Below are 15,318 nucleotides of genomic sequence, written 5' to 3' on the forward strand. Positions count from 1 at the left end.
ACCGTTGCGACATTTCAAACCCTTGAATATGCTGCGCCGTCTTGGACGGGGAGGAAACGTCCGGGAATCTTTCGGGAGGGAAAGAATGACCAAGCTCATGAAGACGCTCGCGCTCGGCGCGGCCGTCTCGCTCGTTGGCACCTATGCCTATGCCCAGTCCGGCTCGTTGGACAAGGCCGTGGGCGGCTACAGCTTCCAGGACGCCGCCAAGGAAGCTCCAACCACCAAGAACTTTCATTCGAAGGACGGCAAGCTGACCTTCGCGATCATCACCCATACCGCCGGCAACGGCTTCTTTGACCCGACCTATGTCGGCGCTCAGGTGGCCGCCGATGCCTTCGGCATCAATCTCATCAAGCTCGGATCGGAAGCGCCGGTCGACGATATCCCGCGCGAGATCGAGATCCTCAATCAGGTGATCAATGATCCGACGATCGACGGCCTGATCATGACGACGCCGCAGTCGGGTGCCTATGACGACATCGTCAAGAAGGCCTTCGCCAACGGCATCCCCGTCGCGACCACCAATTCGTTCGATCCGAAGATCCTGAACCGCTCGCAGATCAGCCATACCGGCCAGCTCTCGTCGGCGGCATCGATCGGCGGCGAAGCGCTCGCCAAATGCGTGCTCGACAGCGGCGCCAAGGGCGGCTCGATCATCTTCCCGTCGACGACGACGCTCGGCAATGAGGAAGTCAACCGCCGCGTCACCGCAGCCTTCGAAGCGGCCGTGAAAGTCCTGAACGATGCCGGCCGCCTCAACGACTTCAAGGTTGATGCGGGCCCGGAGAATATCGGCATCGACGTCAACAAGGATGACATCACCAATTCCGTCGTCTCGCTCATTGAATCCCGCGGCGATGTTGTCGGCGGCTTCGCGGCCAACGGCTTCGTGACGCCGGCGCTCGGCGACGCGGTCGCGCAGCTGAAGCTCAATGGCAAGATCTGCGCCTTCGGATTCGACCTCGGACCGAAGCAGCAGGAGCAGATCCGCACCGGCGCGCTGACCGGCTCGCTCGGCCAGCAGCCGTTCCTGCAGGGCTTCTGGCCCGTCGCCCAGCTCTATCTGCAGATCGACCGCGGCGTCTCGGCCGCCAATCTCGACACGAGCGCGCAGCTCGTGACGAAGGACACGGTCGATCTCGTCGGCAAGCGCTTCGAGAACTGAGCATCACCCTGGCGGCCCGTGCTTCGCGCGGGTCGCCTTGGACCGCCATCAGTCTTGTCATTGCCGGGCTTGACCCGGCAATCCAGCCAATTCGTCCCGGCTCCTGGGCGAGCACCGGATTGCGGGTGAAGCCCAGGGACGGCTGGAACCTTGCCAGCAGCGTCAAGTGAATTCGAGACCGACAGACCCATGACTGCGATCAGCACCGCCCCACCCCTTCGCCGCCGGCTGCCGCTCGAACTGATCGGTGGCTGGGAGGTCGGTCTCATCGCCTTCATGGTTCTGCTCTACGCGGCGGGCGTGTTCATCAACCCGAAATTCTTCGGTCAGGCCGATGCCTTTTCGGCAATCCTGCGTGATGCGGCCCGCTACGGCGTGATGGCGGCGGGGATGACCTTCGTCATCGTCAACAAGGACCTCGACCTTTCGGTCGGCTCGACCTTCGGCCTCGTGGCCACTGTCTTTTCACTCGCCTTCTCGCAATCCTATTACGATCTCGGCGTCTGGCCGTCGCTGATCGCGGCCGTTCTCGCTGGTCTCGCGGTCGGGCTCGTCAACGGATTCTTCGTCACGGTCCTGCGCGTCCCGTCCTTCATCACGACGCTGACCATGCTTTTCATCGGCCGCGGACTCGTGCTCGGGCTTACCGGCGGCAAGACCGTCTCCTACAGCGAGAAGGCGGCCCGTGACGCGGCATGGTTCGTCCAGATCGGCGAGACCAACGCTTTCGGCTTCAACAACCAGATCCTGATCTTCATCCTGGTGACCATCGTCGGCATGATCGTGCTCGCCAAGACGCGCTGGGGCTATGAAACCTATGCCACCGGCGGCAACGAACTCGCGGCGACCTATGCCGGCATCACGACACGGCGCGTCCACATGCGCGGCTACGTCCTCTCGGCGCTGGCGGCAACGCTCGCCGGCTTGATGAGCGTCGCGCAGGACAAGGGCATCACCTCGCAATATGGCCAGGGCGCCGAACTCATCGTCATCGCGGCGGTCATCGTCGGTGGCGCCTCGATCCTTGGTGGCCGCGGCCGGCTGCTCGGAGGCGCCCTCGGCGCGGTGCTGGTCACGCTGATCGACAAGGTGCTGCGCGAGGGCATTCCGATGACGCGCACCGTCAAGGTCGGCAATGTCGAGATGCAGGTGCAGGGCATGGCCCAGCTGCCGCCCGGCGCCGTGCCGGCCTTTCTCGGTCTGATCCTGCTGCTCTCTGTGCTGATCGAGCCCTGGATCATCCGCCGCAACGTCTTTCCGCGCCTCTTGGCCCGCCTGACAGGCCGTCCCCTGCCCCCGATCATCGAGATCGGCGGCGTCGCCATCGAGGGCGCGCAGACCAAGGGTTCGTCGGCCTCCGATCGGTCGATGCGTGCCCGTGGGCCGATCGGTCGCTTCTTCGCGCGCCGTGATGCCGCCGCCATCATCCTCGCGGTGGCGCTCTGGTGCATCGGACTCTATTTGCGACCCGACTTCTGGGGCTCGATCGACAACTCGTTCAATCTGATGCTGTCCTTCACGGAGGTCGGACTGCTCTCGATCGGCATGACCTATGTCATCGCCAATGGCGATATCGACCTTTCGGTCGGCTCGGTGCTGGCGCTCTCGGCCGCGACCTGCGCCTTCCTGATGAAGCAGCTCGGCTTCGATCCGGCCACGGCCGTGTTCATCGCACTGATCGCTGGCGCCGCGGCCGGCCTCGTCAACGCCCTGCTGACGGTCGGCTTCGGCCTGCCAGCCTTCGTCGCGACGCTTGGCATGTTCTACATGGCGCGCGGCATCGGCGCCTGGCTGACGGCGGGGCGGCAGCTCTCCTCCTTCCCGGAGGCCTTCAACCTGCTCGGGCGCAAGCTGATCGATGCGCTGAGCTATCTCGGGATTGCGCCGGCCAAGGGAACGCTCATCTACGATGTCGCCGCCGCGCTGAGCGTGCAGACGATCTTCATGGTCCTCATCGCTGTTATCGCCGGCATCGTGCTCGGCAAGACGCCATTCGGGCAGATGATCTACGCCACCGGCGGCAATCGCCGCGCCGCCGAATATGCCGGCATCAATACCGGCCGGGTCCGCGCCATCAGCCTCGTCTTCTCGGCGCTCTGCGCCGCCTCGGCCGGCGTCATCTATGTCGCCTTCCTCCGAAGCTTCAATCCCTCGGCTGGCCAGCTTCGCGAACTCGACGCCATCGCAGCCGTCATCATCGGAGGTGGCTCGATCTTCGGCGGCTATGGCACGGTGATCGGCGCGCTGGCCGGCGCCGCCGTGATCGCCCTGATCCGCGCCCTGCTCTCGCTCCAGCTGATCCTCGGCAACGGCCAGTCCTTCGTGATGCCGCAGCACTGGGTCAACGTCTTCATCGGCCTGATCCTGATGGTCGCCGTCGTCGGCGATGTCTGGATCCGCCAGGGCGACCTCATCGGCTCGATCAGGCGGCGCTTCGCGCCACGCCGAGCCATCCATCCTCACGCCGCGACCTGACCGCCGGGAGCCTTTCATGCCCAATCGAAACGCCACGCCGCTCCTCATCGAAATGCGCAACATCTCCAAGGCCTTCGGACCGGTGCAGGCACTGCGCAACATCAACCTGACGCTGGCCCCCGGCGAAATCCTCGGTCTGGTCGGCGACAATTCCGCCGGCAAGTCGACGTTGATGAAGGTGATGACCGGCGCCTATCAGCGCGATTCCGGCCAGGTGCTCGTCGACGGACGCGAGACGCATTTCAAGAGCCCACATGAGAGCCGCGTCGATGGGATCGAGATGATCTACCAGGACTTTGCGCTCTGCGGGAACATGGACATCGCGCAGAACATCTTCCTCGGCCGCTGGCCACGCAAGGGCCTCTTCGTTGATCGCAAGCGCATGTATGCCGAGGCTGACGAGGTGTTGAAACGCCTCAAGGTCGACGTCAACTCAGTGTTCCAGAAAGTCGAGAGCCTCTCGGGCGGCCGTCAGCAGTCCGTGGCGATCGCGCGTGCCATTTCGTTCAACCCGCGCGTCGTGGTCCTCGACGAGCCAACCGCGAACCTTTCCGTCATGGCGACGGAGCGTCTTCTGGAAACGATGGCTGAACTGAAACGTCACGGCGTGGCGCAGATCATCATCTCGCATCGCCTGACCGACATCTTCGAGGTCGGCGACCGCATCATGGTGATGAAGCGCGGCCAGAATGTTGGCGATCGCTACATCGCCCATACCGACGAGGCCGAGGTGCTGGAACTGATCGTTTCCGGCACGCCTGAGACGGCTCTCACCGCCGACGAGGCGCTGGCGGCCCGCGCCGCCTGATTCATCCTCCCCGCGCTGCGGTCCGGCGGCTTGCCAAGCGAGCCCGGCCGGGCCATGGTCCCGGCTTCACCGCATCGCAGGAACTACCCCCATGGCTCATCATGGCGCGCCGCCTCTGGCCGCGGCTCCGATCGAGGCCGGCTCGCTCGAACTGACGTCGTCGGATGTCATGCTGGAGAAGCTCGAAACGCGGCGGTCGGTGCCGCTGCGCAGCTTCGCAGATGACACGATCCCGGCCGATGATCTCGAGCGGATGCTGACCATTGCCGCCCGCACGCCCGACCACGGCCGTCTTGTCCCTTGGCGCTTTATCATCGTCGCGGGCCCGGCGCGCCAGACGGCCGGCGAGCGGCTCGATGCGCTTTATGCCTCGCGCAACCCCGATCTTGCGCCAGCGAAGCAGGATATGTGGACGCTCTATATGCTTCGCGCGCCGGTGACGGTGATCCTCGTCAGCCGCGCCGATCCGGCCGCCAAGATCCCGGTCTGGGATCAGGAGCTCTCGGCGGGCGCTGCCGGCATGAACCTCCTCGCGGCGGCATCGGCGCTCGGCTATGCCGCTCAGTGGCTCCTCAAATGGCCGGGACGCGACAGCGAAGCAGCCGCGATTTTCGGTGTCGGCATGTCGGAGCGGGTCGCCGGATTCATCCATCTCGGCCGGCAGATCGAGAAGCCTCAGGACCGACCGCGTCCGAATCTCGCCGAGGTGGTCACGCGCTGGACGGGCTGACGATCGCGACCCGGCGCTCGCGATGTATGCTGTAGAGGCCCGTCGCGACGACGACCAGCGTTCCGATGATCGTGTAGCTGTCAGGGATATCGCCCCAGACGAGATAGCCGATCGTGATCGCGTAGAGGATCACGACATAGCGGAACGGCGCGATCACCGCCAACGAGCCGCCGCGCATGGCGAGAATCATCGTGCCGTAGCCGACGAGGAGCAGCAAGGCCGCGCCCGAGAGGATAACCCATTCATGGGTCGAGGGCGTGAGCCATGTCTCCCCGAGCGAAATGACGCCGCCGGTCAGGGTGACAGCAGCGGCTGTTACCGCCGTCACCAGCAGCGTCGGCATGCCCACGGGAAAGGCGCGCGTGACGAGATCGCGCAGCGTGATGAAGGCCATCGAGCCAAGCGCGGCAAGCGCATAGGCATCGAAGCCGGCAACGCCCGGTCGCATGACGATCATGACGCCGACGAAACCGACGGCGATCGCCGACCAGCGCCGCCAACCGACCGCCTCGCCAAGAAAGATTGCTGCGGCCGCCGTCGTCATCAGTGGCACGATCTGGTTGACGGCCGAGATGTTGGCGATCGGCATATGGAACAGCGCGTAGAGATAGAGCACCGTCGCGACAACCTCGCCAACCGTGCGCCAGAACACCAGCGGATGCAGCGCGTGGCGCCAGTACCGATGGGTGCCCGTCGCAAAGAGCACGGCAAGGATCAGCACCAGCCCGACGCCGCCGCGCATGACGAGGATCTGCCCGGTCGGCAGCCGGTCACTCGCAAGCTTGATCAGCGTGTCGTTGAGGATGAAGACGAGGCTCGACAGCAATATCATGCTGATGCCCCGGAAATTGGCCTGGAAGGAGGTCATGTCGGGTGGGCGCGTGGCGGCGTGCGGCGCCGCGAAGAATCCGGGCCGGACGGAATGGTCGCGGCAAAGGCAGCATGACTAATAACCGGGCAGCGCGCAATGACGCGGCGCGCTCCCCATTCAGTTCGCGGCCCTATGCCAGCAGCCAGAGCCGGCCAAGGCCGCCCGCCTCGCGCAACACAGGATCGGTATCCGGCCGCGGCACGGCGGCTATGCGTTTCCGTAGCGTCGGGCCGTCGCCTTCCCCGGCTCTGACGAGGTCATAATCAGCGTCCGGTGGATAGGCGCCGACCACCAGAAGGTCGCCGCTCGCCTCGATCAGCTTGTGCCCGGTGCCGGCCGGCAGCAGGGCAGCATCTCCGGCGGCAACGGTGACGATGGGCCCGCTATCGCCACCGAACTGCACCTCCGCCCGACCCCGCGCGATGCCGAGCACTTCATGCGTCACCGAATGAAAATGCGTGAAGCTATAGATTCCATTGCGAAAACCGACCGGCCAGCCATTCGCTTCGAAAAGCCTGTCGAAGGCATGATCGTCTTGCGCCAGCGCCTCCGCCGTCAAGGCGCCGCGATAGGCTAGCAAAGGCCAACCCGGGTGATTGGGCGTCGCGCCGTCATCGGCAAGCATCAGAGGTTCGATCAGCATCTGTTCCATCCCGGCCAGACCGGGACTGCATCAGCCGCCGGTCATGCTCATATGTCGGCCGAGCGCTGGCCGATTATGGTCTCGATCGATAATGAAGTCGTGGCCCTTCGGTTTCCGGGCAATCGCCTCATCGATGGCGGCAGCGAGCAATTCATTGCCTTCCGAGGCGCGCAGCGGCGCCCTCAAGTCGCGCGCATCCTCCTGGCCGAGGCACATGAACAGCGTGCCCGTGCAGGTGACCCGGACGCGGTTGCAGGTCTCGCAGAAATTATGTGTGAGCGGCGTGATGAAGCCGATGCGCCCGCCTGTTTCCGCGACGGTCACGTAGCGGGCCGGTCCACCCGTGCGATAGCCGCTCTCGGTCAGTGTCCAGCGCTCCGAGAGATCGCGGCGCACCTGCGACAGCGGCAGATACTGGTCTGTCCGGTCGCCGTCGATCTCGCCGAGCGGCATCGTCTCGATCAGCGTCAGGTCCATGCCGCGTGCGTGCGACCAGCGGATCATCTCGTCATATTCGTGCTCGTTGACACCCTTGAGCGCCACGGCATTGATCTTGACCTTGATGCCGGCCGCGAGTGCCGCGTCGATTCCATCCTGGACCACGCGAAGGTCGCCGCGCCGCGTGATGGCACGGAAGCGTTCGGGATCGAGCGTATCGACCGAGACATTGATACGCCGGACGCCGCAGGCAGCGAGCTCCTCAGCGTAACGGGAGAGCTGCGAACCATTGGTGGTCAGCGTCAGCTCATCCAGCTGCCCCGCCTCGATATGGCGCGACAGGGAGCGGATCAGGCTCATGATATTGCGGCGAACGAGCGGCTCGCCGCCGGTGAGCCGCAGTCGGCGAACGCCCTTTTCGATGAAGACCGAGCAGAGGCGGTCAAGCTCTTCGAGAGTCAGCACATCCCGCTTCGGCAGGAAGGTCATGTCTTCCGCCATGCAATAGACGCAGCGGAAGTCGCAGCGGTCCGTCACGGAAACGCGCAGATAGCGGATCGAGCGGCCGAACGGATCGACCATCGGGGCGGCCTCGCCCGTCGTGGACAGGATGGTGGGCATTGTCGTTTCCGATGCCGACTTGGCGGACGTGTCTCAAGACATGATGTAGAGGATGAATGGCGCGGATCAAAGCCCGAACGGCCGCGCTCGCAGTCCCGTGACCGGAACCCTCATTCATGACCGACACCGCGCCAACGCCCTGGCCGACCGAGCTCCGCCTTTCGCCGGACAAGCGCCATCTTTCCGTCGCCTTCGACAATGGCAGCGCCTACACGTTCAGTGCCGAATTCCTGCGCGTCACCAGCCCTTCCGCGGAAGTACAGGGCCATACGCCCTCGCAGCGCCAGACGGTGCCCGGCAAGATCGACGTTGCTATCCGCTCGATCGACCCGGTTGGCAACTATGCCGTTCGTCTCAATTTCGACGACGGCCACCACACCGGTCTCTTCTCATGGAAATACCTGGCCGAAATCGGCCGTGACCATGATGAGCTTTGGGCGCGCTATCTGGACGAGGTCGCCGCGAAGGGCCTTAGCCGAAGCCGCTGACGCGTCAAAGCCGTGCGAAGGGCTGGATCAGCTTGCCGATAAGGCCGCTCAGCCGAATCTGCCCGTCGAGCGCGACAACGCAGATGCAAGGCACATCCGAATCGACCATCGGACGATGGTCCGTCGCTTCATCCGCCTCTTCGAAATCGCCCGGACCGAACCGGCCGGCCTCGTCACGGTAGGATCCGCTGAGCACGCAGGTGAGTTCAACGCCCTCATGGCTGTGCTGGGGCATGCGCCGACCGGGATCGATCTTGAACAGCAGCACCCGGCAATCGCCATCCTTCGGGACGCCGACGCTGCGAACGCGCGTGCCTGGACCGAGCCAGCGCCATGGGCCGAGCGAAAACTGCCGCAGCGGCTCCGGCAGTTCGATCATGTCGTTGCGAGCGGGTTCGGCAACGGATTCGCCGCCATCCGCATCGATGCGCGCCATGAGGTTGCGAAACGCATTCTCGCCGAGCCGGGTCGGCGGCAGCCGCTCGATGAGTTGGCCGCCGACGCGCTGCAGCGTCTCGACGAGAGCGCCGGATTCGGGACAGAGAGCGATGTGCGCCGCCACGACTGCCGCCTCGGGCGAACGCAACGTCCCAGCGGCATAGGCGAGCAGCGTTTCTTCGCTCGGTTTGTGGGTGATGGTGCTCATTGCGTCTCGCTCAACAGGCCGCGCAGCCGGATGATCGCGAGCCGCAAACGCGACTTGACCGTTCCGAGCGGAATGCCGAGCTCGCGCGCAATCTCGGCATGGGCCTTCTCGTGGAAATAGGACAGTTTGACGATGCGAACCTGCTCAGCGGTCAAGGCCGAGAGCGCGGAATTCACCCGCGCGGCATCGTCGGCGCCGGCAAGGATCGTGTCGGGTTGCTCGGGATCATCAGGCTGATCCGTCAGATCAGGTTCGCGCTGACCGAGCTTCTCGCGTCGGGCCGCATCGATACGCAGATTGCGGGCGATGGTGAAGATCCAGGTCGAGGCACCGGCGCGGGCGGGGTCGAAAAGCGCCGCCTTCCGCCAGACCGTGAGCATGGCCTCCTGCGCGAAGTCCTCAGCCGCACCCGGATTGGCGCCGGCGCGCATGAGATAGGTCTTCAATCGCGGCGCGAAGTGATCAAACAGCCGCGCAAAAGCCTCGCGGTCGCGGCGCTGCCCGACGGCCTCGATAAGGCGCCCGAGTTCGGACGGATCAGAGGGCTGCATTAGCAGCGCCCCCGCTGTCCCGCCCGGCCGGCCATGGCTGACATTTGACTTCATGCTCCCTGATACGCGCGACAATCCTATCCGGATCACGCATCCAATTCAGCCGCCGATCCGTATCCATCTCCAGTGACCCGCACAAACGACGTGTGGCACGGCTGATGGACGAAGGATCTGCGCAGTGGCAAATGGCGAACGCTTGAGAATCGCGGTGATCGGTTCCGGCATTTCGGGCCTGTCGGCAGCCTGGCTGCTGTCCGGTCGCCATGACGTCACCCTCTATGAACGGGCTGAGAGGCTAGGCGGTCATTCGAACACTGTGACGGCGCGGCTCCAGGACGCGTCCGTTGCCGTGGATACCGGCTTCATCGTCTATAATGAGCCGGCCTACCCGAACCTCACGGCTCTCTTTGCCCATCTCGGCGTTGCCACCAAGCCGTCCGACATGTCATTCGCGGTTTCGTTGCGCGCCGGAGCCACCGAATATTCCGGCACCGGCCTCGGAGGCCTGTTCGCCCAGAAGCGCAACCTCGCCCGCCCACGTTTCTGGTCGATGCTCCGCGACATCACGCGCTTCTACCGCGAGGCGCCGCGCGACCTGGCCTTGATGAGCGAAGAAGGCCTGTCGCTCGGGGAATACCTCGCCGAGCGCGGCTATAGCGCCGCCTTTCGCGACGATCATCTCATGCCGATGGCGGCCGCTGTGTGGTCGGCCCCTGCCACGGACATGCTCGATTACCCCGCCGCCAGCTTCATCCGATTCTGCGCCAATCACGGCCTGCTGAAGCTCACCGACCGCCCTGTCTGGCGGACGGTCGTGGGCGGCAGCCGGTCCTATGTCGAGGTCTTCGCCGCCGCTCTGGCCGGCTCGATCCGTCTGTCGCGCGGTGCCACAGCGGTCATCCGCAACGGCTCCGGCGTCAGCGTGCGTGACAGCACCGGAGCCGTGACGAATTTCGACCACGCCGTGATCGCCACCCATGCCGACCAGGCGCTGGCGCTGATCGAGCGCCCGACACTGGACGAGAAGCGGCTGCTCGGCGCCTTCCGCTACAGCCGCAACCTGACCGTCCTCCATAGCGACGAGGGGCTCATGCCGAGGCGCCGCTCCGTGTGGTCGAGCTGGAACTATCTCGACAGCGGCGACGGGCTCTGCGTCACCTATTGGATGAACCGCCTGCAAGGGCTTACCGGACGCAACCTGTTCGTGACGCTGAACCCGCCGCGGCCGCCACGCGCTGGCACGCTGCTGCACAGCGAGATCTACGAGCACCCGATCTTCGATGGCCCGGCCGCAGCGGCGCAGGCCGCGCTCTGGTCGCTGCAGGGAAAGCAGCGCCTCTGGTTCTGCGGCGCGCATTTCGGCGCGGGTTTCCACGAAGACGGCCTGCAATCCGGCCTCGCCGTTGCCGAGCAGCTCGGCGGCGTCCGGCGGCCATGGACCGTCGCCAACGAAAGCGGGCGCATACAGCTCGGCGGCCATGCGCGCGGCAGGGAGCCAGTGCGTTGAGCCTCGCATCCGGCCTTTTCTGCGGAACTGTCGGCCATCGGCGTTTCAAGCCGCGGCGCCACACCCTGAAATATCGCGCCTTCTGGCTGCTGCTGGATCTCGACGAAATCGACTTGATGGACAAGCGCCTGAAGCTCTTCTCGCGCAATCGCTTCAACCTGCTGTCCTTCCATGACGGCGATCATGGGGCCAGCGATGCGGTGACACTCCGCCAGCTTGTCATCGGCCAGCTCACGACGGCCGGCATCACACGGACGATCGGCGCGATCCGCCTTTTGTCGCTGCCGCGTATGCTTGGCTACGCGTTCAATCCGATCAGCCTGTTCTTCTGCCATGCGCAGGACGGAACGCTCGTCGCAATCGTCTATGAGGTGAACAACACCTTTGGACAGCGTCACAGCTATATCGCCGCCATCGATCAGGCCGTTAAGCCCGGTGCGCTGTTCCGCCATGCCTGTCGGAAACGGTTCTATGTCTCACCGTTCCTGGGGATGGACCTCGACTACGACTTTGCGGTGCGTCCACCCGGGGACACCGCCTTCCTTGCGGTCAATGGCTCCGATGCCAGCGGCATGGTCATCGCGACATCGATGTCCGCCAAGCGGCAGGAAATCACCGACCGAAGTCTCTTTGCCGCGGTCGTTTCCCATCCCCTGCTGACCCTCAAGGTCATCGCAGCGATCCACTGGGAAGCCTTGAAGCTTTGGCGCAAGGGCGTTCCGTTGACACGGCGCCCCGCGCCACCGCGCGTTGCTGTGACCCTGATATCCAACAGACAGTGTGAGGAAGAGCATGTCGGTGCGTGATCCATCCATTTCGTCGGGAGCGGGCCGGACCTTCCGTCTTGTTCCGGATCTCGGTGCATCGCTGCTCCGCATGCTGCTGGCACGGATCAAACGCGGGCGCCTTGTCGTCGTGACTCCCTCCGGCCGCCATCTGGTGCAGAACGGCGCGGAGGCCGGCCCGGAGGCGATGCTCGTCCTCCACAACTGGCGGGCATTCCGCCGTGTGGCCATGAGAGGCGCGACCGGCTTTGCCGAGGGCTACATGGCCGGCGACTGGACGGCGCCCAACCTCCCGGCGCTCATCGAACTGCTGGCGTTGAACTCCCAGTATCTCGGCCAGCTCGATGACGGCACGCCGCTGAAACGCCTGCTGAGCCGGATCACCCATCGCGGCAATGCCAACACGCGCGACGGAAGCCGCCGCAACATCGCCTTCCACTACGATCTCGGCAATGCGTTCTACGCGCGCTGGCTCGACCGTGGCATGCAATATTCATCCGCGATCCGGCGTGGCCGGGAGACGCTCGAGGACGCCCAACAATTCAAGCTCGACCGCATCGTCGAACTCCTCGACCTCGCGGGCGGCGAGGACGTGCTCGAGATCGGCTGCGGCTGGGGGGCGGTCGCCGAGCGTCTGGCTCGGACCGGCTGTGCGGTCACCGGCGTGACGCTGTCGGCCGAACAACTCCGTTATGCACAGGAACGACTCGCTGCCGCCGGCCTTTCCGCCGACCTCCGGCTGGAGGACTATCGGGACGTCGCGGGCGCCTATGACCGGATCGTCTCGGTCGAGATGATCGAGGCCGTCGGCGAGGAATACTGGCCCACCTATTTCAGATCGCTGCATGACCGATTGGCCCCCGGCGGCCGCGCCGTGATCCAGGCGATCGTCATCGCCGAGAACCGCTTCGAGAACTATCGCCGCAATCCTGATTTCATCCAGACGCATATCTTCCCCGGCGGGATGCTGCCGACCCGAAGCGCCATCCGCGCGCAGGCGGCCGCAGCAGGGCTGGCGTTCCGCCACGAGGAACTGCATGGCGACAGCTATGCCTGGACGCTCAACGAATGGCGCAGCCGTTTCCATGCGGCCTGGACCGCGATCGAGGCCCAAGGCTTCGACGCCCGCTTCCGCCGCATGTGGGACTACTATCTCAGCTACTGCGAAGGCGGCTTCAGCGCCGGCACGATCGATGTCGGGCTCTATGTACTGGAGCGTCCTCGCGAGTAATGCGGTCGAGAGCCGTTGCCATCGTGCAACGGCGATTGGCCAGTTTGGGGGCCAGGCAAGCAACAGCTTGCTTACGCGACACGATCTGCTTTATCCATTTCCCGTCTGACAGGAGTGTGGATGTCACGTTCGTCGCAGTCCCGGTGATCCCCTGCCCTTGAGGCAGGGAACGAAGTCCGAGAGCGCCTTGCTCCCGGCCCGCTGAACCGCGGCTTCGATCACCCGATTTCAGACGATCCATTCCATGAACATCTCCAAACGCGAGCAACGCGTGCTGCACGCGCTCGCCCAGGGCGGACTGATCCGCCATCTCAAAGACGAAACCGGCCGCATCATCGCGGCCGACTGCCTGAACCGCGAAGGTTGGGCGCTCACGGACTGCACGATGGAGCTTTTCCAGCGGCTACGGCGGCGTCGTTTCGTCGCCTCGAGCGGCGGCGGGCCTTACCGCATCACGAGGCTCGGCCTTGAAGCCGTGCGCGCCCAGCTCGACAACCGATGAACAAGGCCGGCGGCGACGGATCAGTTGCCGCCGGTCCCCTCGCCGGTCCTTTTGGCGATCGCGTCACGCTCGAAGGCAATGTTCCAGTCGATCAGCTTCGACCAGAGGGCGCGGGCAAGATCAGGATCGAGCCCCGCCGCACCGGCCCGCGCGGCGACATGGGCGAGCACCTCGTCCACGCGCGCCGGAACCAGCGCCTCATCGGGCGATGCCTTCAGCTCGGCCATGCGGCGGACATAGCCGAAACGGCTCGCCAGCAGGCCGATCAACGCGCCATCGAGCCGGTCGATCTCGGCGCGGATATCTTCCTTGGTCTCGCAGTCCTCGGGAGCCTTCGACATCACCGACCTCACCACCAGCGCACAGGCGTGAAGCTGCCCGCCGCATCTTCGACGACATGGGCGAGGCGGAACAGCGTTTCCTCCTCGAACGGCCGTCCGATGAGCTGTAGACCGAGCGGCAGCCCGGCGCTGTCGAGGCCGCCCGGCACGGCGATGCCCGGCAAGCCCGCCATGTTCACGGTCACCGTGAACACGTCGTTCAGGTACATCTCGACAGGCGATGCCATCGCCATTTCCTGAAGCCCGAAGGCCGCGGAGGGCGTCGCCGGCGTCAGCACGGCATCGACGCCCGCCTCGAAGGCGATGTCGAAATCGCGCTTGATCAGTGTGCGGATCTTCTGCGCACGCACATAATAGGCGTCGTAATAGCCCGCCGAGAGCACATAAGTGCCGATCAGGATGCGGCGCTTCACCTCGCGGCCGAAGCCCGCGGCGCGGGTGTTCTCGTACATCGAGATAATGTCGTCGCCCGGAACGCGAAGCCCGTAGCGGACGCCGTCATAGCGGGCGAGGTTGGACGAGGCCTCGGCCGGCGCCACGATGTAATAGGCCGGCAGCGCGTATTTCGTATGGGGCAGCGAGATGTCGACGATCTCGGCGCCAGCCTCCTTCAGCCAGGCAATGCCCTGCTGCCACAGCGCCTCGATCTCGGCCGGCATGCCGTCGAGCCTGTATTCGCGCGGGATGCCGATGCGGAGCCCCTTGACCGACTGGCCGATCGCCGCCTCGTAATCACCGACCGGCAGATCGACGGAGGTCGTGTCCTTCGGATCGACGGAGGCCATAGACTTCAACAAAATGGCCGCATCGCGCACCGTGCGGGCGATCGGGCCGGCCTGATCGAGCGACGAGGCGAAGGCGGCAATGCCCCAGCGCGAGCACCGGCCATAGGTCGGCTTGATGCCGACCGTGCCGGTAAAGGCGGCCGGCTGGCGGATCGAGCCGCCGGTATCGGTGGCGGTGGCCCCCGCGCAGAGCCGCGCCGCGACGGCAGCAGCAGAGCCGCCCGACGAGCCGCCCGGCACCAGCGGCAGGTTCGAGCCCTCCTTGCGCCAGGGATTGGTCACCGGCCCGTAATAGGAGGTCTCGTTCGACGAGCCCATGGCGAATTCGTCCATGTTCAGCTTGCCGAGCATCACCGCACCGTCGGCCCACAGATTGGACGTGACGGTCGATTCGTAGGTCGGCTTGAAGCCGAAAAGGACATTGGACGCCGCCTGCGTATGGACGCCCTCCGTCGCGAAGAGGTCCTTGACGCCGATCGGCACGCCTTCAAGCGGCCGCTGCTCACCACTGGCAAGGCGCGCATCCGAGGCTTCGGCCATGGCAAGCGCCTGTTCAGGTGTCTCGACGATATAGGCGTTGAGCGCGCGCGCCGCCTCCATCGCCGCCAGATAGGCCTTGGTCAGCTCAACTGCGGAAAACGCCTTGGTGGCGAGACCGTCGCGGATCTCGGCGATGGAAAGGCTGGTCAGGTCGGCGGCACGGGTCATCGGATTCTCGCGTCAGAAGG

General features: G+C 65.1%; 16 protein-coding genes. 9 read left to right on the forward strand and 7 right to left on the reverse strand.

What is annotated here, in order from left to right; translation table 11 throughout:
- Nucleotides 1–85: 85 nt before the first annotated feature.
- The 4 genes from LB518_RS16465 to LB518_RS16480 all read left to right on the forward strand — a co-directional run bounded on the left by LB518_RS16465 (nucleotide 86) and on the right by LB518_RS16480 (nucleotide 5,181).
- Nucleotides 86–1,168 carry a substrate-binding domain-containing protein gene (locus LB518_RS16465; protein WP_224578610.1) on the forward strand — a complete coding sequence of 361 codons (1,083 nt, stop codon included), beginning with the start codon at nucleotides 86–88 and terminating at the stop codon, nucleotides 1,166–1,168.
- Nucleotides 1,169–1,357: 189 nt separating this feature from the next.
- On the forward strand, nucleotides 1,358–3,643 hold the full coding sequence (locus LB518_RS16470) for an ABC transporter permease (RefSeq protein ID WP_224578611.1): 2,286 nt from the start codon (nucleotides 1,358–1,360) through the stop codon (nucleotides 3,641–3,643).
- 16 nt (nucleotides 3,644–3,659) lie between these two features.
- Nucleotides 3,660–4,451: an ATP-binding cassette domain-containing protein gene (locus LB518_RS16475; protein ID WP_224578612.1), complete on the forward strand. Its 792-nt coding sequence runs from the start codon at nucleotides 3,660–3,662 to the stop codon at nucleotides 4,449–4,451.
- A gap of 91 nt (nucleotides 4,452–4,542) precedes the next feature.
- A complete protein-coding gene (locus LB518_RS16480; protein ID WP_224578613.1) occupies nucleotides 4,543–5,181 on the forward strand; it encodes a nitroreductase family protein in 639 nt (212 codons plus the stop codon).
- Here the strand turns inward: LB518_RS16480 and LB518_RS16485 are convergent.
- From LB518_RS16485 to moaA, 3 genes are all read right to left on the reverse strand, one after another.
- Entirely contained in the window at nucleotides 5,162–6,049 is an 888-nt protein-coding gene (locus tag LB518_RS16485) for a DMT family transporter (RefSeq protein ID WP_224578614.1), read from the reverse strand. The genes LB518_RS16480 and LB518_RS16485 overlap by 20 nt on opposite strands.
- A 133-nt stretch (nucleotides 6,050–6,182) precedes the next feature.
- Nucleotides 6,183–6,695: a cupin gene (locus LB518_RS16490; protein WP_224578615.1), complete on the reverse strand. Its 513-nt coding sequence runs from the start codon at nucleotides 6,693–6,695 to the stop codon at nucleotides 6,183–6,185.
- A 30-nt stretch (nucleotides 6,696–6,725) separates the two neighbouring features.
- Entirely contained in the window at nucleotides 6,726–7,754 is a 1,029-nt protein-coding gene (moaA, locus tag LB518_RS16495; protein ID WP_224578616.1) for a GTP 3',8-cyclase MoaA, read from the reverse strand.
- 116 nt (nucleotides 7,755–7,870) lie between these two features.
- Here moaA and LB518_RS16500 point away from each other — a divergent pair, with 116 nt between their 5' ends.
- Nucleotides 7,871–8,242, forward strand: a complete 372-nt coding sequence (locus tag LB518_RS16500; RefSeq protein ID WP_224578617.1) for a gamma-butyrobetaine hydroxylase family protein — start codon at nucleotides 7,871–7,873, stop codon at nucleotides 8,240–8,242.
- 4 nt (nucleotides 8,243–8,246) lie between these two features.
- On the opposite strand, the gene chrR is transcribed toward LB518_RS16500, so the two are convergent.
- Both chrR and LB518_RS16510 read right to left on the reverse strand, forming a co-directional pair.
- The gene (gene chrR / locus LB518_RS16505; protein WP_224578618.1) at nucleotides 8,247–8,888 is read right to left on the reverse strand and encodes a cadmium/peroxide/UV radiation responsive anti-sigma factor ChrR; all 642 of its coding nucleotides are present in this window, start codon (nucleotides 8,886–8,888) and stop codon (nucleotides 8,247–8,249) included.
- Nucleotides 8,885–9,439, reverse strand: coding sequence for a sigma-70 family RNA polymerase sigma factor (locus LB518_RS16510; RefSeq protein ID WP_224578619.1), 555 nt, complete (start codon nucleotides 9,437–9,439; stop codon nucleotides 8,885–8,887). The genes chrR and LB518_RS16510 overlap by 4 nt, the downstream gene beginning before the upstream one ends.
- 178 nt (nucleotides 9,440–9,617) lie before the next feature.
- On the opposite strand from LB518_RS16510, the gene LB518_RS16515 reads away from it, so the two are divergent.
- The 4 genes from LB518_RS16515 (at nucleotide 9,618) to LB518_RS16530 (ending at nucleotide 13,464) form a co-directional block, all read left to right on the forward strand.
- On the forward strand, nucleotides 9,618–10,946 hold the full coding sequence (locus LB518_RS16515) for an NAD(P)/FAD-dependent oxidoreductase (protein WP_224578620.1): 1,329 nt from the start codon (nucleotides 9,618–9,620) through the stop codon (nucleotides 10,944–10,946).
- Nucleotides 10,943–11,752, forward strand: a complete 810-nt coding sequence (locus LB518_RS16520; protein WP_224578621.1) for a DUF1365 domain-containing protein — start codon at nucleotides 10,943–10,945, stop codon at nucleotides 11,750–11,752. Before LB518_RS16515 ends, LB518_RS16520 begins: the two co-directional genes overlap by 4 nt.
- Nucleotides 11,739–12,962: an SAM-dependent methyltransferase gene (locus tag LB518_RS16525; protein ID WP_224578622.1), complete on the forward strand. Its 1,224-nt coding sequence runs from the start codon at nucleotides 11,739–11,741 to the stop codon at nucleotides 12,960–12,962. Before LB518_RS16520 ends, LB518_RS16525 begins: the two co-directional genes overlap by 14 nt.
- A gap of 244 nt (nucleotides 12,963–13,206) precedes the next feature.
- Nucleotides 13,207–13,464 (forward strand): YjhX family toxin, encoded by a 258-nt coding sequence (locus LB518_RS16530; RefSeq protein WP_224578623.1) that lies wholly within the window; start codon nucleotides 13,207–13,209, stop codon nucleotides 13,462–13,464.
- A gap of 20 nt (nucleotides 13,465–13,484) precedes the next feature.
- On the opposite strand, the gene LB518_RS16535 is transcribed toward LB518_RS16530, so the two are convergent.
- Together LB518_RS16535 and gatA are read right to left on the reverse strand one after the other, a co-directional pair.
- Nucleotides 13,485–13,805, reverse strand: a complete 321-nt coding sequence (locus LB518_RS16535; protein ID WP_224578624.1) for a chorismate mutase — start codon at nucleotides 13,803–13,805, stop codon at nucleotides 13,485–13,487.
- An 8-nt stretch (nucleotides 13,806–13,813) separates the two neighbouring features.
- Nucleotides 13,814–15,298: an Asp-tRNA(Asn)/Glu-tRNA(Gln) amidotransferase subunit GatA gene (gene gatA, locus LB518_RS16540; RefSeq protein ID WP_224578625.1), complete on the reverse strand. Its 1,485-nt coding sequence runs from the start codon at nucleotides 15,296–15,298 to the stop codon at nucleotides 13,814–13,816.
- Nucleotides 15,299–15,318: the final 20 nt, after the last annotated feature.

Origin of the sequence: Mesorhizobium sp. BR1-1-16, assembly GCF_020165495.1 — a bacterium.
GTDB lineage: Bacteria > Pseudomonadota > Alphaproteobacteria > Rhizobiales > Kaistiaceae > Kaistia.